24 protein-coding genes and 1 tRNA gene are annotated in these 22,749 nt (G+C 71.7%); 11 read left to right on the forward strand and 14 right to left on the reverse strand.

Annotated elements, in window-relative coordinates; genetic code table 11:
- Window positions 1-114 precede the first annotated feature (114 nt).
- Both N5096_RS01225 and N5096_RS01230 read left to right on the forward strand, forming a co-directional pair.
- Window positions 115-1,023: a Vms1/Ankzf1 family peptidyl-tRNA hydrolase gene (locus N5096_RS01225; protein ID WP_267662521.1), complete on the forward strand. Its 909-nt coding sequence runs from the start codon at window positions 115-117 to the stop codon at window positions 1,021-1,023.
- 244 nt (window positions 1,024-1,267) lie between these two features.
- Window positions 1,268-3,460, forward strand: a complete 2,193-nt coding sequence (locus tag N5096_RS01230) for a PGF-CTERM sorting domain-containing protein (RefSeq protein ID WP_267662522.1) — start codon at window positions 1,268-1,270, stop codon at window positions 3,458-3,460.
- Here the strand turns inward: N5096_RS01230 and N5096_RS01235 are convergent, their stop codons facing one another.
- The 3 genes from N5096_RS01235 to N5096_RS01245 are packed head-to-tail and all read right to left on the reverse strand — an operon-like array spanning window position 3,461 to window position 5,194.
- The gene (locus N5096_RS01235; RefSeq protein WP_267662523.1) at window positions 3,461-3,868 is read right to left on the reverse strand and encodes a rhodanese-like domain-containing protein; all 408 of its coding nucleotides are present in this window, start codon (window positions 3,866-3,868) and stop codon (window positions 3,461-3,463) included.
- A complete protein-coding gene (locus N5096_RS01240; protein ID WP_267662524.1) occupies window positions 3,868-4,194 on the reverse strand; it encodes a cupin domain-containing protein in 327 nt (108 codons plus the stop codon). Before N5096_RS01240 ends, N5096_RS01235 begins: the two co-directional genes overlap by 1 nt.
- Window positions 4,195-4,237: 43 nt before the next feature.
- Complete coding sequence (locus N5096_RS01245) at window positions 4,238-5,194, reverse strand: alpha/beta fold hydrolase (RefSeq protein ID WP_267662525.1); 957 nt, start codon at window positions 5,192-5,194, stop codon at window positions 4,238-4,240.
- Window positions 5,195-5,447: 253 nt separating this feature from the next.
- Here N5096_RS01245 and N5096_RS01250 point away from each other — a divergent pair, with 253 nt between their 5' ends.
- Window positions 5,448-6,959, forward strand: coding sequence for a sulfatase (locus tag N5096_RS01250; protein WP_267662526.1), 1,512 nt, complete (start codon window positions 5,448-5,450; stop codon window positions 6,957-6,959).
- Complete coding sequence (locus N5096_RS01255; RefSeq protein ID WP_267662527.1) at window positions 6,959-7,381, forward strand: GtrA family protein; 423 nt, start codon at window positions 6,959-6,961, stop codon at window positions 7,379-7,381. Before N5096_RS01250 ends, N5096_RS01255 begins: the two co-directional genes overlap by 1 nt.
- Window positions 7,382-7,405: 24 nt before the next feature.
- Here the strand turns inward: N5096_RS01255 and N5096_RS01260 are convergent, their stop codons facing one another.
- The 4 genes from N5096_RS01260 to trmY form a co-directional block, all read right to left on the reverse strand.
- Window positions 7,406-8,107: a TVP38/TMEM64 family protein gene (locus tag N5096_RS01260; RefSeq protein ID WP_267662528.1), complete on the reverse strand. Its 702-nt coding sequence runs from the start codon at window positions 8,105-8,107 to the stop codon at window positions 7,406-7,408.
- Window positions 8,108-8,404: 297 nt separating this feature from the next.
- Window positions 8,405-8,477: transfer RNA gene (locus N5096_RS01265), tRNA-Pro, on the reverse strand.
- Between the two features lie 318 nt (window positions 8,478-8,795).
- The gene (locus N5096_RS01270; RefSeq protein WP_267662529.1) at window positions 8,796-9,257 is read right to left on the reverse strand and encodes a CHY zinc finger protein; all 462 of its coding nucleotides are present in this window, start codon (window positions 9,255-9,257) and stop codon (window positions 8,796-8,798) included.
- Window positions 9,238-9,858: a tRNA (pseudouridine(54)-N(1))-methyltransferase TrmY gene (trmY, locus tag N5096_RS01275; RefSeq protein WP_267662530.1), complete on the reverse strand. Its 621-nt coding sequence runs from the start codon at window positions 9,856-9,858 to the stop codon at window positions 9,238-9,240. Before trmY ends, N5096_RS01270 begins: the two co-directional genes overlap by 20 nt.
- A gap of 51 nt (window positions 9,859-9,909) precedes the next feature.
- On the opposite strand from trmY, the gene N5096_RS01280 reads away from it, so the two are divergent.
- On the forward strand, window positions 9,910-10,053 hold the full coding sequence (locus N5096_RS01280; RefSeq protein WP_267662531.1) for a hypothetical protein: 144 nt from the start codon (window positions 9,910-9,912) through the stop codon (window positions 10,051-10,053).
- A 15-nt stretch (window positions 10,054-10,068) separates the two neighbouring features.
- On the opposite strand, the gene pyrF is transcribed toward N5096_RS01280, so the two are convergent.
- The 4 genes from pyrF to N5096_RS01300 all read right to left on the reverse strand — a co-directional run bounded on the left by pyrF (window position 10,069) and on the right by N5096_RS01300 (window position 14,220).
- Window positions 10,069-10,899, reverse strand: a complete 831-nt coding sequence (gene pyrF / locus N5096_RS01285) for an orotidine-5'-phosphate decarboxylase (protein WP_267662532.1) — start codon at window positions 10,897-10,899, stop codon at window positions 10,069-10,071.
- 54 nt (window positions 10,900-10,953) lie between these two features.
- Window positions 10,954-11,736, reverse strand: a complete 783-nt coding sequence (locus N5096_RS01290) for a class I SAM-dependent methyltransferase (protein WP_267662533.1) — start codon at window positions 11,734-11,736, stop codon at window positions 10,954-10,956.
- Window positions 11,694-12,479 carry a hypothetical protein gene (locus N5096_RS01295; RefSeq protein WP_267662534.1) on the reverse strand — a complete coding sequence of 262 codons (786 nt, stop codon included), beginning with the start codon at window positions 12,477-12,479 and terminating at the stop codon, window positions 11,694-11,696. Before N5096_RS01295 ends, N5096_RS01290 begins: the two co-directional genes overlap by 43 nt.
- A gap of 70 nt (window positions 12,480-12,549) precedes the next feature.
- Window positions 12,550-14,220: a succinic semialdehyde dehydrogenase gene (locus N5096_RS01300; protein WP_267662535.1), complete on the reverse strand. Its 1,671-nt coding sequence runs from the start codon at window positions 14,218-14,220 to the stop codon at window positions 12,550-12,552.
- A 104-nt stretch (window positions 14,221-14,324) separates the two neighbouring features.
- On the opposite strand from N5096_RS01300, the gene N5096_RS01305 reads away from it, so the two are divergent.
- The 4 genes from N5096_RS01305 (at window position 14,325) to speB (ending at window position 17,067) form a co-directional block, all read left to right on the forward strand.
- The gene (locus N5096_RS01305; RefSeq protein ID WP_267662536.1) at window positions 14,325-15,476 is read left to right on the forward strand and encodes an aminotransferase class I/II-fold pyridoxal phosphate-dependent enzyme; all 1,152 of its coding nucleotides are present in this window, start codon (window positions 14,325-14,327) and stop codon (window positions 15,474-15,476) included.
- A gap of 1 nt (window position 15,477) precedes the next feature.
- A complete protein-coding gene (locus N5096_RS01310) occupies window positions 15,478-15,759 on the forward strand; it encodes a hypothetical protein (RefSeq protein ID WP_267662537.1) in 282 nt (93 codons plus the stop codon).
- Window positions 15,760-15,852: 93 nt separating this feature from the next.
- On the forward strand, window positions 15,853-16,230 hold the full coding sequence (locus N5096_RS01315) for a translation initiation factor IF-5A (protein ID WP_267662538.1): 378 nt from the start codon (window positions 15,853-15,855) through the stop codon (window positions 16,228-16,230).
- 6 nt (window positions 16,231-16,236) lie between these two features.
- Window positions 16,237-17,067, forward strand: coding sequence for an agmatinase (speB, locus tag N5096_RS01320; RefSeq protein ID WP_267662539.1), 831 nt, complete (start codon window positions 16,237-16,239; stop codon window positions 17,065-17,067).
- A gap of 38 nt (window positions 17,068-17,105) precedes the next feature.
- Here the strand turns inward: speB and N5096_RS01325 are convergent, their stop codons facing one another.
- Both N5096_RS01325 and N5096_RS01330 read right to left on the reverse strand, forming a co-directional pair.
- On the reverse strand, window positions 17,106-17,357 hold the full coding sequence (locus tag N5096_RS01325) for a SelT/SelW/SelH family protein (RefSeq protein WP_267662540.1): 252 nt from the start codon (window positions 17,355-17,357) through the stop codon (window positions 17,106-17,108).
- Between the two features lie 105 nt (window positions 17,358-17,462).
- Complete coding sequence (locus tag N5096_RS01330; protein ID WP_267662541.1) at window positions 17,463-19,034, reverse strand: amidohydrolase; 1,572 nt, start codon at window positions 19,032-19,034, stop codon at window positions 17,463-17,465.
- Between the two features lie 81 nt (window positions 19,035-19,115).
- Between N5096_RS01330 and N5096_RS01335 the strand changes: the two genes are divergently transcribed.
- A complete protein-coding gene (locus N5096_RS01335; RefSeq protein WP_267662542.1) occupies window positions 19,116-19,565 on the forward strand; it encodes a universal stress protein in 450 nt (149 codons plus the stop codon).
- A gap of 111 nt (window positions 19,566-19,676) precedes the next feature.
- On the opposite strand, the gene N5096_RS01340 is transcribed toward N5096_RS01335, so the two are convergent.
- Window positions 19,677-20,666, reverse strand: a complete 990-nt coding sequence (locus N5096_RS01340) for an alpha/beta hydrolase (protein WP_267662543.1) — start codon at window positions 20,664-20,666, stop codon at window positions 19,677-19,679.
- A 49-nt stretch (window positions 20,667-20,715) separates the two neighbouring features.
- Here N5096_RS01340 and N5096_RS01345 point away from each other — a divergent pair, with 49 nt between their 5' ends.
- A complete protein-coding gene (locus N5096_RS01345) occupies window positions 20,716-22,212 on the forward strand; it encodes a DEAD/DEAH box helicase family protein (protein ID WP_267662544.1) in 1,497 nt (498 codons plus the stop codon).
- Window positions 22,213-22,749: the final 537 nt, after the last annotated feature.

Consider the following 22,749-nt stretch of genomic DNA (forward strand, 5'->3'; position numbering starts at 1 on the left):
TTCGCACCCTCCGGGCGCTCGGAGGCGCGCGCCACCGCAGTTGTTTATAAATTATTCCGTGACTACTCCCGCCACAGACGCACCTTTTAGGTCGCCGGGGGTCGCCGTTCGGGTATGATCGACAGGCTGCTCGGGCGCGCCGAGCTGAAAGAGCGGATCGAGGAGCTGGAAGAGGAGAAGCACCACCTCGAACGCCGCGCCGAGGCCGAGGAGGAGCGCCGCTCGGAGGCGGTCGCCGACCGCCAGCGAGCCGAGGAGCGCGTCAACGAGCTCGAACACCGGATCGAGTCGCTGGAGGAGCGGCTCGGTCGGGAGGCGGGAGCGGAGGCGTCGGTCGAGTTCCGCCGCGTGAGCGACGCCCGCGGCCCGCGCTTGTCGGATATCCTCGACCGCTTCCGGGCGGTCGAGAGCGACGACCCGGAGGGGTTACTCACGGCGTTCGTCCCGAGCGACGACGCAGTGCCGACGACCGTCTCGGAGTGGTTCGGCGACTGCACCCGGCTCGTCCGGCGGGCCGCGCCCGCGGTCGTCCTCGCCGACGATTCGGGCGCCGTGAGCGCGGCGATCGCGCCCCCGATCGAGCCGGAGCCCTTCGACCGGTGGGACGATTCCTTCCGGCTGGAGGAGGCGTGGTTCCGGCCGAGCGGACGGTTCGCGTTCGCGCTGGTCCGCTCGGACACGTTCGCGCTCGGCACCTACGAGGGCACCGAGCGCGTCGCCTTCGAGGGGTTCACCTCCGACGTGAAGGAGGCCCACTCCAAGGGCGGCTTCTCGCAGGGACGCTTCGAGCGCCGCCGCGAGGGCCAGATCGACGACCACCTGAAGAAGGCGAACCGAGAGCTGGCCGCCGTCGCCGACGCGGGCGACGTCGACCGCGTGATCGCCGTCGGCGAGCGGAGCGTCCTCGGCGAGGTCCGCGAGCACGCCGTCGTCACGGACGTCTCGGACGCGACCGGGAAGCCGAAAGCGGCCCTTACCGACGCCTTTCGCGACTTCTGGACGGCCAGGGTCCACGCGATCTGACGGGCGGTCCCCGGCCGGACCCGACTGCCGATCCGGCGGCGAACCGGGCTCTCACCCGTGGTAAGCCGCTACTACCTATATTAGCTGGTAACCTACCGGCTCACGGAGGGACCTCACACGCCCCCTCCCCCTCTCCTTTTCGCGACTTCCCGCGCCGCTTCGCCGTCGGCTCGGTGACGGCTCCCGCCTGCACGAACGCGACGCGGGGAACGGGCCTATGTCGCCGACGCACCGTGGTGAACTCATGACACGGTCGGACGCCGCTTCCCCGGGTCGGTCGGTCGTCGCGGTCCTGCTCGTCGGGGTCCTGCTCGTCGCCGCGCTACCGATTGCCGGGGGCGCGGCCGCCGGCGACCGCGGCGGCCCGGCCGAGGACACCTCTCACGGGTCGGTCGGTCCCGAGTCGCTCGACGGGGACGGGAGCGCCCCGGCGGCCGACGGGGACCGGGGGTTCGAGCCGCATCAGGTCGACGACGAGGACGCGATCCGCCTGCGGAACGAGCTGTTCGCGACGGACGAGGCCGGGACGGTCGGCGTCGAGACGCGGGTGACGATCCCCGACCGAGTGACGGAGTTCCGGGTGACCCTGCTCAGCGCGAACGACGCCGCGGTCGAGGCCGACGGCTTCGTGCCGGCCGACGACGCCGCCCCCGGCGAGACGTCGTGGGAGTGGGACGGCCAGACGGCGACCCCCTCGCTCACCTACGCGATGGACGCCAACGAGACCGTCGAGGAGGCGGGACCGCTCGGCGCCCGCGGCTCCTACCGCTTCGTCGACACGGGCGAGTGGGCGCTGGTCCGGACGCCCCGGACGAGCGCGGGGTGGTCGTACACCGGTCAGTACGACGGGCAGGTCCGGCTCACGCGCGAGAACGCCGTCGACGGTGAGGGAGCCGCCTCCCAGGCGATCGCGTTCCTCGGGCCCCACGAGGAGCGCGTCCGCGAGGCCGGCGGACAGCGCTATCGCCTGATCGTCCCCGCGGCGGCCGACGCCGAGGCGACCCCCGAAGAGGTGTTCGGCGTCTTCGAGTCGGCGTCGACCGCGCTGCAGGTCGGCGCGCGCGACGAGACGGTGTTCGCGGTCGCCGCTCCCACCGACGGCGTCGAGTGGGGCGTCCGGGGGCTCCAGCTCGGCGACACCGACCTGTGGGTCCGCGACGCGGAGCCGGCGGGCACGGCGAGCGACGTCTGGACCCACGAGTACGTCCACACGCGCCAGGCGTACGGGACTGAGGCGAGCGGCCGGTGGCTCACCGAGGCGAGCGCGACCTACTACGCCGCGCTGTTCGCGCTCGACCGCGGGGCCGTCGACTTCGAGGCGTTCGAGGAGACCTTAGCGCGCGGCGAGCGCGACCCCGACGCGTCGGCGGTGCTCGCCGACCCCGACACGTGGGGCCGGGACCCGGACTACACCAAGGGCGCGCTCGTCGCCGGGGAGATCGACCGCCGGCTCCGCGTCGCGACGGACGGGAGCGCTTCGCTCGCGACGGTCCTACGGGATCTGAACGCCGCGAGCGAACCGGTCACCAACCGAGACGTCCTCGACGCGATCGAGGCGGCCGCGGCCGAAGGGGCGGACGACGAGACCGCGGCCGCGATCCGCGCCGAGGCCGAGCGCCTGACGACCACGCGGGAGGCGACCGAGACGTGGGACCGCGAGGCCCACGCGGAGGCGTTCGGCGAGACGCCGGCGCGGGTCGGCTACGCGCTCCCCGACGACGGCGTCCGGGCGACGGGCGAGTACCGCGACCGCTCGGTCGCGAGCGACCCGGTCGAGCTGGTGGCCGGTGAGACGCTCGCGCTCGCCGTCGACGTGACCAACACGGGCGGCGTCGCCGGCGAGTACGACCTCGCGTTGACCGTCGACGGCGAGGTCGTCGACTCGCGGAACAGCTCGGTCGACGCGGGCGCGGCGACCACCGAGGAGTTCGAGCACGCGTTCGCGGAGCCCGGGGAGTACGTCGTTCGGGTCGCCGGCGAGCGGCTGCCCGTCGTCGTCTCCGAGCCCGCGCCGCCGTCGGTCCGAGGCGTGTCGACCGACGCGGACCGCGTGACCGCCGGCGAGTCGGTCCGGGTGACCGCGACCGTCGGCAACGACGCGACCCTCCCCGCCGGCTCCGACATCGAGTTCCGGGTGGGCGGCGAGACGGTCGCGACGGCCCCCGTCCGGCTCGATGCCGACGGTCAGGACACGATCGCTCGGACCGTCGCGCTCGGGGAGTCGGACGGGTCCGGTGGCCTCGGCGCCGACCGGAACGCGACGGTGACCGTCGTCGGCCCCATCAACGAGGCGTCGACGACGGTCACTGTCGAGGGGGAGGACCCCCCCGGCGGCGCGACCGACGACGGTACACCCGGGTTCGGCCCCGTCGTCGCCGTGGCGGCGTTCGTCGTCGCGGCTGGGCTGTTCGGTCGACGCGCCGGCCGCGGTCCCTGATCAGAACGGCGCCTCGGGGCCCTCGTCGCTCGCGTCGACCCCCTCGTTCTCCGCCGCCGTCTCCGCCAGTTCGCCGACGTCGCGCTCCCACGCCTCCACGCCCCCGCGGAGGCTCTCGACGCGCGCGTCCTCGACCCCGGCGTAGCTCCCGATCAGCTGGGCGGCCTGTCGGCTGGCGATCCCGTGCGGGCAGACGGTGACGACCCGGGAGGCGCCCGCCAGCCCCTCGACGCGGCTCGTCAGCTCGGGGAACGGGATACACTCGCTGCCGGGGAGGTGGCCGCGGTCGAACGCGCGCCGGTCGCGAATGTCGACGATCCGGAGGTCGCCATCGCTCTCGTCGCCTCCCTCGTTCCCCTCTCCGTCGAGGAGCGCCGCCAGCTCCTCGGGACCGATCTCGCCGTCCATCAGGGGAGCGGGCAGAGGCTCGCCGTGAGCACGGCTCGCTCGTCGGTGTCGTTTCGGGCGCCGTGGACCGCGCCGCGCTCGTTCGGGACCACCGCGGGCGCCGCGAGCGCCTCCTCGGCGTCGTTCTTGACGACGGTCGGTTCCCCCTCGATCACGTGGAAGACGTTGGTCGCGTCGGCGTGCTCGTGCGCGTCGACGGCGGCGTCCGGACCGAGGACGAACGCCTTGACGAGCACGTCGTCGGTGACGACGAGTTCGGCGGTTTCGACCTCTCCCGCCGCGGGCTCGAGGTCGCGGACGGCGTCGGCGTATCTGTCGAGCGTCATGCCCGATGGTGGTGGCCGTCGGTACAAAAGATGCGCGGCGAGGCTACTCCCGCGCGCCGGGGGGGAGCGGGTCGGCGTGGTCGGCGATCGCCCCCGCGACGCGGTGCGGCTCCTCGTGGACCACCCAGTGCGTCGCGGCGTCGAGGGTCAACAGCCGGCCGTCGGCGCAGCGGTCGACGCTCCGACCCGCCATCCGCTTGGTGAGGAACCGGTCTTTCGCCCCCCAGATAACCAGCGTCGGGACCTCGACGCGGTCGCGTTCGGGGGTCGGGCGGTCGCGGACGATCGCCCGGTACCAGTTCACCATCGCCTCGAAGGCGCCCTCGCGGTTCCACGCGCGGCGGTAGCGCCGGACGTCCTCGTCGCCGAACGTGCCGGGGATACTGGAGTCGCGGAGCCCGCGAACGGCCAGCCGCCAGTTCCCCGCGCTCGCGACGGCCTCGGGGAGCTTCGGGAGCTGGAACGCGAGCATATACCAGCTCTTCAGCCGCTGGTCCCACGAGCTCCGGAGCGTCTCCTCGAAGACGGTCGGGTGCGGGACGTTGACCGCCACGAACTCCGAGACGCGATCGGCGTGGTGAAGCGCGAGCCACCAGCCGACCGCCGCGCCCCAGTCGTGACCCGCGACTGCGGCGGTCTCCCGGCCGTACGCGTCCACGATGCCGACGACGTCGCGGGCGAGCTCGTCGATCCGGTAGTCGCTCACGCTCGGCGGCTTTGCCGAGAGGTTGTAGCCGCGCTGATCGGGGACCACGACGCGGTACCCGGCGTTGGCGAGCGTCGCGATCGCCTCGTGCCAGCCGTACCAGAACTCGGGGAACCCATGGAGCAGGACGAGCAGCTTCCCGTCTTTCGGCCCCGCCTCGACGACGTGGAGTCGGACGCCGTTCGTCTCCACCGCCCGCGATTCCGCCGGCACCGAGTCGGGGATCTCGTCGTCCGGGACGTCGGCGTCGATCGCGTCGACGCCGCGAACCGCCTCTGTCGTCGCATCGCTCATAACTGTCGCTTGGCGCGCCGCCGGCAAATAGCTACGCTCGCCGCCGTCACCGGAATCGAAATCCTCAAGCCGCTGGCAGGCGGCCTCTGAGGTATACTCGTGTTTCTGACGCGCGTCTCGACGAGGCGCGGGCTCCTCGCGGGCCCGTTCCCTCGACGGACGGCCGTGCCCAGTTCGACCCGTCGAGGGCGCACGGCGCGACCGGTCGGGCCGCTCCGTGGTGCCGCGGCGTCGGAGACACCCACCGCATAACATGGGATCCGACACGTCACACCCGGATGAGCCGGTATCGGGCTCGTCCATGCCGGCGGAATCGCGATCGACCGACGCCGACCCCGAGGTCTCCAACGTCGTTCTCGTCACGATCGACTCGCTCCGCGCGGACGCGATCGCCCCGTACGATGCCGACCGAATCTCGCCGGTGCTCGCCGGTCTGGCCGACGACGGAACCGTCTTCGACCGGTCGTTCGCCACCGGCAACTGGACACCGTTCTCGTTCCCCTCCATCCTCGCGTCGGAGCCCGTCTTCGCGAGGAACGGCGACATCGGCGTGGCCGACTCGCGGACGCTCGCCTCGGTGCTCTCGGAGGCGGGGATCGCGACCGGCGGATTCAACGCCGCCAACGGATTTCTCACCTCTCACTGGGGGTACCCCGAGGGGTTCGACGAGTTCGAGCCGTTCGTCACCAGCGTCGGGTCGAGCCGGTACAGCCGGTACCTCGCCGCGCACCCGACGGTCGAGGCGTGGATCCAGCTGTTCGCCTCGCCGTTCCGCCGCCTCGGCTCGCGGCTCCGCGGACAGAGCGACGAGCGACCGTTCCTCGACGCCTCCCGGATGTTCGACGTCGAGGACGCCGCCACCGACTTCATCGACCAGTCGGACGGCCCGTTCTTCCTGTGGACCCACTACATGGACACGCACACGCCGTACGTCCCGGCGCCGCGGTACATCCGCGAGGTGTCGGACGGGCTGGTCGGGACCCATCGGATGCTCCACGCGCACTCCCGAACGAGCCTGGGGCTGGAGGTCGGCGAGCGGACCCTCCGCGAGCTCCGGACGCTGTACCAGGCGACCGTCAAGCAGGTCGACGACAGCGTCGGGCGGCTGCTCGACGCGCTGGAGGCGGCCGGCGTCGCCGACGAGACGGCGATCGTCGTCGCGGGCGACCACGGCGAGGAGTTCCAAGAGCATGGCCACCTCGCGCACTACCCGAAGCTGTACGACGAGCTGATCCGCGTCCCGTTCATCGTGAACGTTCCCGGTGAGGACGGGGGCCGCGTCTCCGAACACGTCGGGCTCGACGCGATCCCGCCGACCGTGGCCGACCTGCTCGGCGTCGAGTCGCCGCCGGAGTGGCGCGGGGAGTCGGTGGCGCCCGCGATCCGCGGCGAGGCCGAGCCGGACCAGGACCCCGTCGTCTCTGTGACCGTCCGCGGCGAGGAGGTTACGGAGCAGCCGATCCCGCGGTCGCTCGCCGACGGGGACCTCCTCGTCAGCGTCCGCGACGCGGAGTGGACCTACATCGAGAACGCGGACACCGGGGAGACGGAGCTGTATCACCGCCCCTTGGACCCGACCCAGCAGGAGGACCTGTCCGCGGACCCGACCGACGAGGAGCTGGCCGTCGTCGAGGAGTTCGCGCCGATCGCCGCGGACCACATCTCCGAGCTCCGTGATCGGGAGGGGGGCGCCGTCGGGGACGGCGGGGACGAAGAGGTCGACGAGAACCTCGAGGCCCGACTCGAGGCGCTCGGCTACCGCTGATGGTCCGGGCGATCCTCCGCAACCTCGTCAGCGGACCGATCGCCGTCCAGATGCGGCGGTTCGTCGTCGTCGGCGCCTTCACCGCGGGGATTCAGATGGGGTTACTCTGGCTGTTCGTCGACGCCGCCGGGATCAACTACCTGGTCGGTGCGACGATCGCTATCGAGATCACGATCGTCCTCTCGTACGTGTTCAACAACGCGTGGACGTTCGAGGCGAGCCAGAACACGGGCACCGTCGACTACCTCGTCGGGCTGCTCAAGACGAACCTCGTCCGCGGGACGGCGATCCCGATCCAGCTCGGCGTCCTCTACGCGCTCGTGGAGTGGGCCGGGATCATGTACCTCGTCGGAAACGCGGTCGCGATCTTCGTCAGCGGGCTCTATCGGTTCGCGCTCGACTCGCAGTGGACGTGGGGGTGACGCGGCGCCGTCGCGCCGAACGCCTCAGAACGGGAGCCGCGGCTCGACGCGGGCGATGACGTCGCGGATCGCCTCCTGCTTGTAGTAGCCGACCACCGACGCGAGGATGACGACCAAGATGAGCGCGATCCCGGAGAGGAACCGCCCGCTCGCGAGCTCGCCGCCGGCGTACACCGTGAGCACGTACGCCGGGAGCCGGCCGACGGCGATGACGCCCATGAACGCGGGGAGCTTCCACTTCGTGAGCCCGCTCAGGAAGCAGATGGCGTCGTCCGGGAGCCCGGGGATGATCACGAACGCGAACAGTCCGGGGAGCCCGACCGTGTCGACGAAGCCGTCGAACCGCTCGACGACGTCCTCGTGGAGCACGTCCTCGACGAACGACCGACCGTAGCGCTTCGACAGCGAGAAGGCGACCGCGCTCCCGATGAGCACGCCCGTGACGCTGTAGACGGTGCCGGCGAGGGGACCGAAGAGGTAGCCCGCGACGAGGGCGACGACTTGGCCCGGAATCGGCGCGACGACCACTTGGAGCGCCTGGATAGCGATGAACACGAGCGGGGCGAGTACGCCGAACTGCCGCAGCCACAGGCGGAGTGCTTCGGTGTCGGTGAGAAACCCGGCGTACTCGCGGACGAAGAGGTAGAGGGCGACGAACGCGGCCGCGACGGCGAGGACGGCGAGGATCCCCCGCCGTCTGTCCGACGCCGAGGCGAAGACCTTCATTCGTGTTACACCCGGCCAGCGGTGGACTTGAAGGTTGTCAAACTCGGAGTTGTGAATGCGGCCTCCTGGGCCAGATCCGTGGACGCTCGACTCGTTCCGTTCGCGGACCGCGACTACGCTCATCCAAGGCCCGTCGCCACGTGATTCAAAACGGATGCGGGAGAAGTGGGCCGGCACGAATATTGAATCACGGTCGCAAATCGAAGATTTGCTCCCTGATTCAAATTCGCCCGGCAGCAGTTTCACGCCCACGACGGACTCCTCGCTAACGCTCGTCGTTGCGAAGTGGGGTGAAAATGGGCCGGCACGAATTTGAATCGTGGTTACGGCCACCCGAAGGCCGAAGGATACCAAGCTACCCCACCGGCCCGCACTCGACAGAAGGCCGTTCGTTCTTTTAACCTTTCCGAAAGGGGGGCAGCCGAGCATCGACGGGGACCGCGGACACTCCGACCGGCCGCCCCTTCGCTTATAAATGACTGACGACGGAACAGCGGGGAACGCCTCCAAAGCCCCAGCCGCGAGGAGCCCGTACGCTCGCTGCGCATTTCGATCGCCTCCGGGCTCCTCGCGGCTCCCCTTCGGGTTCTACCCCACACAGCACCGCCGCGCACCCCACTCCTCCCCACCCTCGTCACCGGCGCCACGCGCCGGCGACCCCGCACGCGCCACCGCATTACATGACCACTTATAAATCGTTGCCGCCGTCCCCGCTCTCCGGCCCCGACGCCTCGAAGTACCGATCGCGGTGCTGCCGGCACCCGGGGTTGAACGCGGCGCCGCAGCGCGGACAGGCGTCGTCGCCGGACTGCGTCCGGCTACCAGAGGCGCTCCTCGCCTCTCCGTCGCCGCCGAGGTACTCGCGGGCTGAAAGGGTCGCGCCGCAAGCCCCGCAGAGAACGGCCGGCTCGCCGAAGCGCTCGCGGGGCCACGGCTCCGCCTCGTGGTCGGCCGCGGCGTCGTGGCAGGCGTCGCAGGGGTAGTACGTCTCACAGCAGCCGAACCGGAGCGCGACCACGTCGACGGGACCGTCCCAGTGCGCGCAGCGCGTCTCGGGGTCGACGCCGACCCCCCGCAGGGGGACCGCGAACCGGTCGTCGGTCGCGGGCGCGGTCGTCGTGTGCCGGTCGTCAGTAGGAGTCGTACCCATCGGTGTCGAGCCAGTTGTGGACGACGGAGACGGCGTGGTCGGCGTGGAGCAGTTCGGGGCCGACGCGGATACGGCGCTCCGCGCGCTCCGCGAGCAGTTCCTCTTCCCGCTCGGTGAAATCGCGGTGATCGGAGAGCACGAACACGGGGTCGGCCGGCGGCGCGGCGTCGACGAGGGGGTCGCCGTCCTCGTGGAGCTGGACGAGCGTCGGGTCGGCGGTCGCGCCCGCGCCGCTGCCGTCGAGCAGCCGGTCCAGCGTCGCTTCCAGTCCCATCCGGCGGAGCTCGACGCCCGGCGAGACGTCGGCGGGCATGTGGCCGATGGCGTCCGCCGTCGCGTCGAGCGCGTCGCGCACCCGCGCGGCGACGTTACGCTCGTCCGGGTGAAGGTGCCGGAGGCTGTCCGAGTGGAAGGTGACCGTGAGCCCGTCGGCGACGACGAGGTGGACCCGCACGGCCTCGCGGATCCCGTGCGAGAGGAAGACGCCCGTGGCGACGCACCGACAGAGGAGGTCGAGCCGGCCCGCGCCGGGCAGGTCCGACAGCGAGATCTCGTCGGGGTCGGTCGGCGTCTCGTGACCGATGACGACGAACTGGCGCATGAGTCCGGATCGACCCGGACCCTCATAAGGCACGCGACCGGAGGGAGGTGCATGAGCGTCGCCGGACTCTGTCAGGTGTGCGAGGCGGCACAGGCCAGTCACGGCTGCTCGCGGTGCGGGAACGCCGTCTGCGACGACCACTGGAACGACGCCGCGGGCGCCTGTGCGACCTGCGTGCAGGGTCGCCAGCAGTGAGCGGGACCGGCCCGCCTACCGGTGGCGATTCAGCCGCTTCTTGAGTCGCTTCGCGGCGTCGCCCGCGGCGCCGAAGTACGTCGCCTCGTCGCCGGGACGGCTCGACTCCTCGCCGGCGAAGATGATCCCGCGCGAGGAGTTGACGAGCCCGACGTCGACCGCAGCGTTCGAGCGGGGGGCGAGCCCGTGCTCGACCGCGGCCTCCGCGTCGCCGCCCTGTGCGCCCACGCCGGGGACGAGGAAGGGTACCTCGGGGACGATCTCGCGGACCTCGGCCAGCTCCTCGGGCGCGGTCGCCCCGACGACGAGCCCGACGTTGTCGTTGCCGTTCCACACGTCGGCGAGCGCCGCGACGCGCTCGTAGAGGGGCTCACCGGAGGCGAGTTCGAGGTCCTGGAGGTCGCTCCCACCCGGGTTCGACGTGCGACAGAGGACGAACACCCCCTTTTCGGCGCGGTCGAGGAACGGCTGGAGCGAGTCGCGGCCGAGGTAGGGGTTCACCGTGATCGCGTCGGCGTCGTCGAGCGCCCCGGCGTACTGCCGCGTCGTATTGCCGATGTCGGCGCGCTTGGCGTCGAGGAGGACCGGAACGTCCTTTCCGTGGGCGTAAGCGATCGTTTCGCGGAGCGCGCGCCAGCCGTCGGCGTCCTCGTAGAACGCGGCGTTCGGCTTGTAGCAGGCGGCGTGCTCGTGGGTCGCGTCGATGACCCGCCGGTTGAACGCCCACCGCGGCAGGTCGGCGTCGGCGACGAACTCGGGAAGCCGGCTCGGGTCCGGGTCGAGGCCGACCGAGACGACGCTGTCTGTCGACTCGATCCGGGCCGCCAGCGTCTCGAAGAAGCTCATACGCGGTCGTGGGACCGGGGGCGCGCTAAACGTTGCGTTCCGCCTCCCCGGTTATCAGCCTCGGTCCTCCGCGCGACCGTGTCCGGCGCACACCGTGACCGTCCCGAGCAGGTACCGCTCCTCGATCGTGGTCTCCGTCCGGTCCGCGAGCGCCCGCCCCGCAGCGGCCGTCCGCGCGTTGAGGCGGTCGAGCGCGTCGTCCGCTCCCAAGTCGAACAGCCGCCCGTTCAGGCGGGCGAACGCCGAGAGCGCGGCGTTCGCGGACCGGCTCCCCCGCGGCGCGAACGCCGCGACGACGACGCTGTCGGTCAGGTCGCACCACCCGCTCACGACGGCGTACGGGTCCGGGAACAGCGACGTGACGAACGTCGCGAGGACGGCATCAACCGAGCGGATCGGCGGGTCGGTTGCGTCGCCCCGCACGAACTCGACGTTCTCCCACCCGCGGCGCTCCGCCAGCCCCCGCGCCCGATCGAGCATCGCGCCGGTGATGTCGACGCCGACGACGCGCCCAGTCGGACCGACGGCCTCGCGCAGCGCCGGGGCGTTGACCCCCGGGCCGCAGCCGAACTCGACGACCGTGTCGCCCCGGTCGAGATCGAGCGCCCGCGCGCAGCCCGCCCGCACGCCGCCGACCGACGCGGTCGCCCGCGCAAACCAGTCGTAGACGCGCGCCCACGCCGCGTAGCCGCGTTGAATGCGGCGCGCGAGCGACTCCTCGTCGGCAGCAGAAGGGGACCCGTCTTCCGAACGCAATCGCGACGGCACCGACCGCGGCCGCCGACGGTCTCGGGTCACGAGCGGGCGCGCACCGCCGCGGGAGCCGTCTTCGGCCACCACAGCTCCGGGCCGTCGCGCGCGACGGTGGAGTAGCACCGCTCGCTCCCGTCGCAGTCCCGCGGTCGCTGGTAGTCGATCCCCCGCTCGGCGAGGTACGTCACGTAACCGTCATCGACGCGGTCGAGCTTCTCGTGGCACACCCACTTCTCGCCGTAGACCCGGGCGCCCACGCCGCGGTACGGACAGCTGAACGTCGTCCGCTCGCCGCCCGCCTCGCTCTCGGTCTCGTCGATGTCGACGCCGACCGAACGGTACGCCAGCCGGAGCCGCCGGACGACGCGCTCGGGCGACGACGCGCCGAGGAAGAGCCCGTGCGCGAGGGCGTAGCCGAAGCCGTGTAGCAGGCGCTCGAAGCGAGTCAGGTCGTCGGGATCGTCGTCGAGCATCGACCGCAGCGTCGCGTACCAGCCGGCGATCTCCGTCACCGCGTCGGTCGTCTCGTCGGCCGCCGCGAGCGCCCGCCGCCTCTCCGAGAGGGGCGTAGCGCCGTCAGAGAGCCGGAACGACGGCACCGCCTCGACGTGTTCGAGCACCTCCTCGCGGAGGACCTCGCCGGCGGCGTACGTCTCCGTCAGCTCCACGAGCCCGGGGTACCACTCCTCGATCAACCTGCCGTACGTCCCGTCGAGGAGGTCGTCGACGCGGCCGGCGCCGTCGACGCGGTCGCCGTCGCCCTCATCGGGCGCCGCGGGAAACGCGTCGACGACCCGCCGCAGTTCGGCCGGATCCGGTCCTGCCATGGTTTCACGTGGCAGTCGACGGACTTGAATCCGCAGGTCGCTCGCGGGTCCGGCGTCCCGGTGGCCGGGACTACCGCAGCCCGAGCCGCGCCTTCAGCCGCCGCGCGCCCCGACTCGCCTTCCGCCCGAGCGCGGTCGCCGCGAAGGCACCCCTGACGAACCAGTCGGTCGGGATCCGGTCGGGGAACCCGAGCGGGCCGACCCGCGAGACGCCGACCGTCCGCGACTCGGCGTACCGCCGGATCCCCTCCGGGCCGTGGCGCCGGCCGAGTCCCGAGTCGCCGAACCCGCCCATCGGCGCGTCGACCGCGCCCCACGTCGCGAGGAAGCCGTCGTTGACGTTGACGGTGCCGCAGTCGATCTCGCGGGCGACCGCCGCGCCGCGCTCTCGGTCCGCGGTCCACACGCTCGCGTTGAGCCCGTACGGCGAGTCGTTGGCGGCCGCGACCGCGGCGTCGGCGTCCGGGACCGGCGTCACGGCGACCACGGGGCCGAACGTCTCCTCGCAGGCGACCGTCGCGTCCGGTTCGACGCCGGTCAGGACGGTCGGCTCGTAGCAGTACGGCGCCACGTCCGGCCGGTGACGGCCGCCCGTCAGCACGGTCGCCCCGTCCTCCCGCGCCGCCTCGACGTGGCTCCGGACGCGGTCGAGCTGGTCGGCGCCGATCAGCGAGCCGAGGTCGTCGTCGTAGTGGTAGCCGGTCCCCAGCGTGAGCGCCTCCGTCTCCCGGACGAAGGCGTCGAGGAACGGCTCGTAGGCCGACTCCTCGACGTAGATCCGCTCGGCGGACAGACAGAGCTGCCCGGCGTTCGAAAAACAGGCGTCGACCGCGCCGCGGGCCGCCTCGTCGACGTCGGCGTCGCCGAGCACGACGAGCGGGTTGTTGCCGCCCAGTTCCAGCGAGCAGTCGATCAGGTTCCGCCCCGCGCGCTCGGCGACGACGCGACCCGTCTCGGTGCTTCCGGTGAACGCCACGTAGTCGACCGCGTCGATCAGCGCGGGCCCGACCGTCGCCCCCTCGCCGGTGACGACCTGGAAGAGGTCGTCCGGAACCCCCGCGACCTCCAGCAGCTCCGAGAGCGCGAGCGCGCCGTACGGCGTCTTCTCGTCGGGCTTGCAGACGACCGCGTTGCCGGCGGCCAGCGCCGGGAGCGCGTCGGCCATCGACAGCGTCAGCGGGTAGTTCCACGGCGAGATCACGCCGACGACGCCCACCGGGTCGTAGGTGACCGTCGCGGTCGTGATTCCGGGGAACACCCCGCTTCGCCGGTCCTCGGCGAGCGCGCCGGGCGCCTCGTCCGCGAGGTACGCGCAGCCGGTCGGCACGTCGAGCAGCTCCTCGACCGCGGTTCGGCGCGACTTCCCGGTCTCCAGCTGGAGCAGGTCGAGGAGCTCCTCGCGGTGCTCAACGACGAGGTCGCCGAACCGGTCGATGACGGCGGCGCGCTCCGTCGCGGGGGTCTCGGCCCACTCGGCCTGCGCCGTCCGGGCGCGCTCGACCGCGGCGGCGACGTCGTCGCCGTCGCAGGCCGGAACCGAGCCGATCCGCTCCGTCGTCGCCGGCGCGACCACGTCGATGGCGTCGCCCTCGCCGGACGCGTCCGTCGGTGCGGCCGACCCGCCCGGCTTCGCGCGGCGCACGCGCTCGCCGAGGTCGGCGAGCCGTCGCGTCGAGAGGTGCGGCGCGTCCGCGAGCGCGTCGGGCGGGTCCGTCGGAGACGGTGAGTCGGTCGAGGACATCTGATGTCCGGAGCGACGGGCGGAAGCCGGAAAGCGGTGCCGGTGGTTCCGACGCCGTCGCGAGGGATCGCAGCACCTAATCTCGTGCCACCCTCACGTCCGGTATGCGCATTGATCCGTTCGGCCTCGAACGCTGGTTCGCGGAGTACGAGCACGAGGCCGACATCATGCTTGCCGAGAGCGGGATCCGCTCGCTGGACGCGGGCCGGTTCGACCTCGACCCCGGCCGGCTCGACTACGTCATCCCGACCAACGGCGACCCCGACTTCCGCGCGTCGGTCGGCGACCGCTACGGCCGGAGCGCCGACGAGGTGCTGTTCACCTGCGGCACCCAGGAGGCGAACTTCCTCGCGTTCCTCTCGCTGCTCGGCGACGAGGAGGGCGTGGGGGGCGGAGGCGGTGACGGACCCGGAGTCGGCTCCGGCACCCACGCCGTCGTCGTCACGCCGACGTATCAGGCCCTCCACGCGGTGCCGGACGCGTTCGGCGACGTGACTCGCGTCGAGCTGGAGCCGCCGGAGTGGGAGCTCGACCCCGACGCGATCGCGGACGCCGCCCGCGACGACACCGCCGTGATCGTCGTGAACAACCCGAACAACCCCACCGGCCGGTACCACGGCGAGGCGGCGATGCGGGCGGTCTACGACGTCGCCGTCGATAACGACGCGTACCTCCTCTGTGACGAGGTGTACCGGCTGCTCGCCGACGAGCCGCAGCCGCCGGTCGCGAGCTTCGGGTCCCACGGGGTCTCCACGACGAGCCTCACGAAGGCGTACGGGCTGGCCGGGCTTCGGTTCGGCTGGATCGCCGGCCCCGAGGCGGTCGTCGAGCGCGCGTGGCGCTGGAAGGATTACACCACCATTTCGCCCTCCCTGTTCGGCCAGCACGTCGCGAGACAGGCGCTCGGCCGGCGCGAGTCCCGGATCTTGGATGAGAACCGCGAGCTGGCGGCGACGAACCGCGCGATCGTCGCCGACTGGCTCGACCGCCACGGGCTCGACTGGCACGACCCGGTGGGCGTCAACGGGTTCGTGACGGTTCCCGACGAGTTCGACGACGCCGAGGCGTTCTGCCGGGCCGTCGTCGAGACGGAGAGCGTCGTGCTCGCGCCCGGCGGGCTGTTCGGCTTCCCGGACCGGTTCCGGATCGGCTTCGGGCTTCCGACCGCGGAGCTGGAGGAGGGGCTCGGGCGGGTGAGCCGCGTCATCGAGGGAGAACCCGAGACCGAGAAGGTCGACGCGGAGGGAGGTGTCTGAGATGGGGTTCTTCAGCGACATCAAGGAGGACGTTGTCGGATTCGTCCGCGACCCGACCGACGAACAGAAGGCGCTGCTCGCCGCCGCCGTGGTCATGGCGGTCGCCGACCGGGCGCTCTGGTGGGTCGACTTCCCGTTCGTCGTCCGGACGACGGCGGCGGTCGGAGTCGGCTTCATGGGGCTGTTCGTCGCCAGCTACCTCATCACCGGGCAGTTCGTCCCGCCGGACGGGAACGCCGACAGGGACGAGAGTGAGGAGTACGTCGACGAGATGGACCCGTAGCGGATCGGCGACCGACCGGGCCTCGCCCGCCGATTCAGACCGCCGCGACGCCGTTCCAAACCGTTTATACCCGCGCCTCCGGAAGTAGCATTTATGCCGCGAGAGCAGAAGCAGGTTCGCGAACTACAGGAGGGCAGTTACGTCATGATGGACAGCACTCCCTGCAAGATCAACCACTACAGCACAGCGAAACCCGGGAAACACGGGAGCGCCAAGGCCCGCGTCGAGGGAAAAGGCGTCTTCGACGACAGGAAGCGCTCGCTCTCCCAGCCGGTCGACGCGAAGGTCTGGGTCCCGATCATCCAGCGGAAGCAGGGCCAGGTCGTCTCCGTCTCCGGGAACGACGCGCAGATCATGGACCTCGACACATACGAGACGTTCACGATGCGCATCCCCGAGGGCGAGGACTTCGCCTCCGACGACAACATCGAGTACCTCGAGTACGAGGGCCAGCGCAAAGTCGTCGGTTAACGAGGCATGTTCCCGGGAGCGACGACTGACCGCGAGGCTGCTTCTTACGTGGTCGTCGGCGCTCCCTTAGACGCCACGACCACCTTTCAGCCCGGCACCCGGTTCGGCCCGGACCGGGTCCGGCGATTCGCCGAGACCTACGACGACTACGACGACAGGACCGAGAGCCGCTTCTCCGCGCTCGGCGTCCACGACGCCGGCGACACTCGCCCGTGGGACGACGTCGAGGCGTACCTCGACCACCTCGCCGCCGAGCTCCGGAGCGTCACCCTCGACGGCGCCGTCCCCCTCCTCGTCGGCGGAGAGCACACCGTCACCTACGCGGGCGTCGAGGCGGTCGACCCCGACGTCCTCGTCGTCTGCGACGCCCACCTCGACCTCAGGGACGCCTACGACGGCAACCCGTGGAGCCACGCCTGCGTCACGCGCCGATGCCTGGACGACCTCGGCGTCGACCGGGCCGTGATCGTCGGCGCCCGCACCGGCTCCGAGGCCGAGTGGGAGCGCGCCGCCGACACCGACGTCGAGGTCGTGGCGCCCGAGGAGACCCGGGCGTGGCTCGACGGGCTCGACGCGGACGCTTTTAACACCGAATCGGTGTACTGCTCGGTGGACGTCGACGGGCTCGACCCCGGCTTCGCGCCGGGGACGGGGACGATGGAGCCGTTCGGGCTCGCCCCGCGCGAGGCCCGCGACCTCGTGCGGGCGGTCGCGCCCCGCGCCGACGGCTTCGACGTCGTCGAGGTCAACGACCGCGACGACGGGCAGGCCGCGGCGGTGGCGGGCAAGCTCTTGCGGGAGTTCGCGCGGACGCACGCGGCGGCCGACGGCGGCTGACTCCCTGCGGGCGCCGGCCGATTGGAGGGGCCGACCGCCTACGAGAGCTCGGAGAGCCGCCCCCGCGCCGCGGTGACGGCCGCCATCGCGTCGATCCACTCGCGGGGATCCGTACACCAGATGCGGTTGCCCTCGACGCTGACGCAGAACACGGAGTCGGCGGACGGCGAGAGGGTCACCCCGTCCACGTCGGCTCGGTCCCCGAGGTAGGTGTCGATCAGGCGTCGGGCGGTCTCCGCCTCGGACTGGAGCCGGCTGCCGGCCGCGTACTCGATGGCTATCTCTGCCATGCTCCGAGATAAGACCTACATGATTAATAACCACTGTTTTCTGGCAGCGCTTGCGGCGTTCTCCGAGGCGTCTCGCCCGTCGACCGGCGGGGCGTCGAGAACGACTCAGCGACCGTCGTAGACGACCTCGCCGTCGACGACCGTCATCGCGACGCCGACGTCGCGGATCGCCTCCTGCTCCTCCCACGGGGAGTCGTCGAGGGCGACGAGGTCGGCGCGCTTGCCGACCGCAACCGTCCCGAGCCGGTCCTCGTCGAAGCCGGCGTACGCCGCGCCGCGGGTGTACGCGCGCAGCGCCTCGGTCACCGTCAGCCGCTGCGCCTCCGTCGGGGCGTTGACCGCGTGGTGGACGCCGAGCAGGGGGTCCATCGGCATCCCGTCGGAGCCGAACGCGAGGCGGACGCCCGCGTCGAGCATGTCGCGGTAGCGGTTCGTCGCGGCGGTGCGCTCGGGGCCGAGCCGGTCCTCGTACAGCCCCCCTTCGCCCGCCCACTTGAGGAAGTTCGGCTGGACGCTGGCGACGACGCCGGCGTCGGCGAGCCGGTCGATCGCCTCGTCGTCGGCGAGCTCGACGTGTTCGATCCGGTGGCGGGCCTCGCCGGGGTCGCTGTGCGAGTCCTCCTCGTAGGCGTCGAGAACGGCGTCGACGGCCTCGTCGCCGATGGCGTGAGCGGTGACCTGGTAGCCCGCCTCGGTCGCCGAGTCGACCGTCGCCGCCAGTTCGCCGGGGTCGACGACCCACTGACCGGTCTCGTCGGGGGCGTCCGCGTACGGCTCGGAGAGCCTCGCGGTCCGGCCGCCGAAGCTCCCGTCCGTGTACGACTTGATCGCCCCCGCTTCGACCATCTCGCTCCCGTCGTTCGTGCCCAGGCCGACCTCGCGGAGCGCGTCGAGGTGGTCGCTCCAGTAGTTGAGTCGGACGCGCGCGGTCAAGTCGCCGGCCGCCTCGAGTTCGCGGTAGGCCCGCGGCGCGTGGGAGTTCCGCACCATGTCGTGGAACCCGGTGATCCCCTTCGCGGCGCAGTCGGCCAGCGCGGCCTCGACGATCTCCTTCGTCTCGGCCGGTCCGGGTTCGATCGCCGCGTATATCGGGTCGATCGCGCTCTCGAGGAGAACGCCCGTCGGCTCGCCGCCCTCGTCGGTCGGCACCGTCTCGTCGGGCGCCGCGTCGAGCGCGTCGGCGAACCGGTCGAGTGCGGCCCCGTTCACCGCGGCGACGTGCATGTCCTCGCGGAAGGCGACGACGGGGCGCTCCGTCGAGACGCGGTCGAGGTCGTCGCGCGTCAGGTACCGCTCCTCCTCCCACGTCGACTCGTCGTAGCCGTAGCCGAGGACGGGGTCGTCCGAGTCGGGACTCGCCGCTTCCATCTTCGCCGCCCTATTTATAAGTAAGTCGACCGCTTCGTCCGGCGAGTCGGCAGTCGAGAGGTCGCCGTGGACGAGGTAGCGTCCGACCGTCGTCAGGTGGGTGTGCGCGTCGACGAAGCCGGGGAGGAGGACGCGGCCGCCGAGGTCGACGACGTCGGTGTCGACCCCGTTTAGGAACTCGACCTCGCGGGTGCGCCCGGTCCGGACGATCGCCCCGTCCCGGACCGCGATCGCCTCGTGAGTCTCGTCGGGCGCACCGAGCGTGTGGATCGCTCCGTTCACGAACAGTCGATCCGCGGCCGCTGTCATGGATGGTCCGGCGAGTGGCAACGTGTTAACCGTTCGGGAAACGGCGACCGATTTATTCGCTGAGCGCGCGAACCACCGCGTATGTACGACCGGATACTGCTCCCCACGGACGGCAGCGAGGGCGTGGACCGCGCGATCGACCACGCGGTCGATGCCGCGGACCGATACGAGGCGACCCTCCACGTGTTGTACGTCGTCGACACCGACGTGATCAACGCGTACTCCGGCGACGAGTTCGTCGACGGCGCGGAGGGCGCCGAAGAGACGTTAGCGGAGCGCGGCCGCGAGGCGCTCGACGCGGTGGCGTCCCACGCCCGCGACGCGGGCGTTGACGTCGTCACCGACCTGGTGTACGGCGTCCCCCACGAAGAGATCCTCCGGTACGTCGACGAAGAGGACATCGATCTGACGGTGATGGGGTCGAAGACGCGCTCCGGCGACTACCGGCAGATGCTCGGCTCCGTCACGGAGCGCGTCTCCCGCCGGTCGACCGCGCCGGTCAGCATCGTGAAGACGACGGTCACGGAGTAAACGAGCCGGCGGATACGACGGGCGCCACGGCTCCGCCCTCTCGGCGAGCCACTCGGTGGCGTCACCGTCGCAACGCCGTAGTGGCGCGGCGGAGGACGTTCGATCGCGCGTTCAGAGCCGATAGCGGACGTCGCCCGCGACCGCCGACAGCGCCGCCTCTGCCTCGGCGACGCGGTCAGCGAGGCTACAGAACCCGTGCGCCATCGCCGGGTAGTGCCGGTGTTCGACCGGCGTCCCCTCGCGCTCGAACCGCTCGGCGAGCGCGACGCCGTCGTCTCGGAGGGGGTCGAACCCGGCGGTGACGACCGTCGCCGGTGGGAGCCCGCCGAGGTCGTCCGCGCGGAGCGGCACCGCGAACGGGTTGTGCGCGTCGACGGGGCTCCGGAGGTACCGCTCGAAGAACCACCGCATGTCCGCGCGGGTGAGCAGGGGGCCGTCGGCGTTCTGGCGGTAGGAGTCGGTCTCGAAGTCGTCGCCCGCGATCGGGTAGCAGAGGAACTGCCCGGCGACGTCCGGCGACTCGTCCGCCAACTCGCGGCCGTACAGGCACGCCGCGAGCGCGAGCGTCGCCCCGGCGCTGGTGCCGGAGACGCCCAGCCGGTCGGGGTCGCCGCCGAACCCCGCGGCGTTCTCCGCGACCCACTCGACGGCCGCGGCCGCCTCGTCGACCGCGACGGGGAACGGGTGTTCGGGCGCGAGCCGGTAGTCGACGGAGACGACGACCGCGTCGGCGCGGGTCGCCAGCTCGCGGCACGGGCCGTCGATGGAGTCGAGGGTGCCGAGGGTCCAGCCGCCGCCGTGGAAGTGGACGAGGGCCCGGACGCCGGCGGCGTCGCCGTCGCCGGCGGCGTCGTTGCCGGCCGACCCGGTCGCGTCGACCGCCGCCTCCGGCCGGTACACCCGAACCGGCACCTCGCCGTGTGGACCGTCGAAGGCGAGGTCGCTGACGTCGGCGACCGGGGGTTCGGCGTCGCCGGCGAACACCTCGTCTTCGACGCGTCTCGCGGCGTCGACGGAGAGGGCGTGCCACTCCGGGAGTCCGAGCGCCTGGATCTCGTCGACGACGGCGGCGAGTTCGGGGTCGAGTTCGTCCGCGCGCATGTCGGCGAGAGGCGGAGCCCATTTATAAATCGGGCGGCAACGTCCGGCGATGAGCGTCCGGCTGACCTACGAGGAGGGAACGATCCGGGTCGACGCCGGCGGATCGGCGAGCGACGCCGGCGGATCGGCGAGCGACGCCGGCGACTCGGCGAGCGACGCCGGCGACTCGGCGAGCGACGCCGGCGACTCGGCGAGCGACGCGGACGGGTCTGCGGACGGCCACGCCCTCGAATCGCTCCCGCCGCTCCCGGGCGTCGAGAGCGACCCGCGCTCGGGGACCGGTCGGGCCCCGGCCCACCGCTACGCCGCGATCCGGCGGGCGCTTGAGGTCGCCGGCGCGAGCGTCGAGGACCGCGTGCTGGACGCCAGCGACCGCGCCGCGAGCGAGGCGGGCCTCTCGGACGCGCTCGCGACCGACTACGACCTGCGGGAGTACCAGCGCGAAGCGCTCGACGCGTGGCGCGACGCCGGCGACCGCGGCGTGCTCGAGCTCCCGACCGGGGCCGGCAAGACCGTGATCGCGATCCGCGCGATGGTCGAGCTCGGCGTCCCGTCGCTCGTCGTCGTCCCCACCGTCGACCTGCTCGACCAGTGGGAGCGCGAACTGGAGCGCGAGTTCGACGTCCCGATCGGGCGCTTCGGCGGCGGCGAGCAGCGCCGGGAGGCGATCACGGTGTCGACGTACGACTCGGCGTACCTGAAGGCCGACGGCGTCGGCAACGCCTTCGAGCTGGTCGTCTTCGACGAGGTCCACCACCTCGGCGGCGAGGGGTATCGGGACGTCGCGCGCCTGCTCGCGGCGCCCGCGCGGCTCGGGCTGACGGCGACCTTCGAGCGCCCCGACGGCGCCCACGAGGCGGTCGCGGAGCTGATCGGCGACCGCGTCTACGCGCTCGACGTCGACGACCTCGCGGGCGACCACCTCGCCCCGTACGACATCCGCCGGATCGAGGTGGAGCTGACGCCCGAGGAGCGCGAGCGCTACGACGCGAAGCAGGGCACCTTCGTCGAGTACGTCCGCGACGCCGGAATCACCTTCTCCAGCGGGAGCGACTATCAGGAGCTGGTCAAGCGCTCCGGGAACGACCCGGCCGCCCGGGAGGCGCTTCTCGCGAAACAGGACGCCCGCGAGATCATGATGAACGCGCGCCGGAAGGTCGATCGGCTGGAGTCGATCCTCGACCGCCACCGCGAAGACCGGGTGATCGTCTTCACCGCGCACACCGACCTCGTCTACCGGCTCTCCGAGCGGTTCCTGCTGCCCGCGATCACCGCCGAGACGGGCGCGAAGGAGCGACGCGAGATCCTGGAGCGCTTCCGCGAGGGGACCTACGGCCGGGTCGTCGCCGCGAACGTCCTTGACGAGGGGGTCGACGTCCCCGACGCGAACGTCGCGGTCCTCCTCTCCGGGTCAGGCAGCGAGCGGGAGTTCACCCAGCGGCTCGGGCGCGTGCTCCGCCCCAAGGACGACGGCGGCCGGGCGACCCTCTACGAACTCGTCAGCGCCGAGACCGCCGAGGAGCGGGTGGCGAGCCGGCGACGATAAGCCGGCACGGTCGAGAGACGATACTTAAATAATCCAGAGCGGCTGCGACGACTATTTATAAATGAATGAGGCGGTGGCGCGCCTCCGAGCGGGCCACCGGCCCGCGAGGAGCCCGCGAGGGACGCGGCGACCGAAGGGAGCCGCGAGGCTGGGGAGGTGTGAGGTGCGGTTGCGGTGCTGCGGGGTGGGACCCAAAGGGGCAGCCGCGAGGAGGGCGCAGGCGATGCAAGGACCGCAGGGAACGAGCGGAGCGAGTGATCGAGGACCGCAGCGAGCGTGCGCCCTCCTCGCGGCTGGGGCTTTGGCGGTGTTCACCGCAGAGTCAGTGACGATGTATAGCCGAGCGGCTGGGGCTTTGGCGGTGTTCACCGCAGAGTCAGTGACGATGTATAGCCGAGCGGCTGGGGCCTTGGAGATATTCATCGTCGATCTGTAGTCAATCATTTATAAGCAAGCGGCTGGGGCTTTGCATCGCGTTAATTTAGAGGATGAGGCGGACGAGTTCTGAGTGTCTATGGCAGAATTCGACCGCCTCAG

This window comes from Halorubrum yunnanense, assembly GCF_026586675.1.
Lineage (GTDB): Archaea > Halobacteriota > Halobacteria > Halobacteriales > Haloferacaceae > Halorubrum > Halorubrum yunnanense.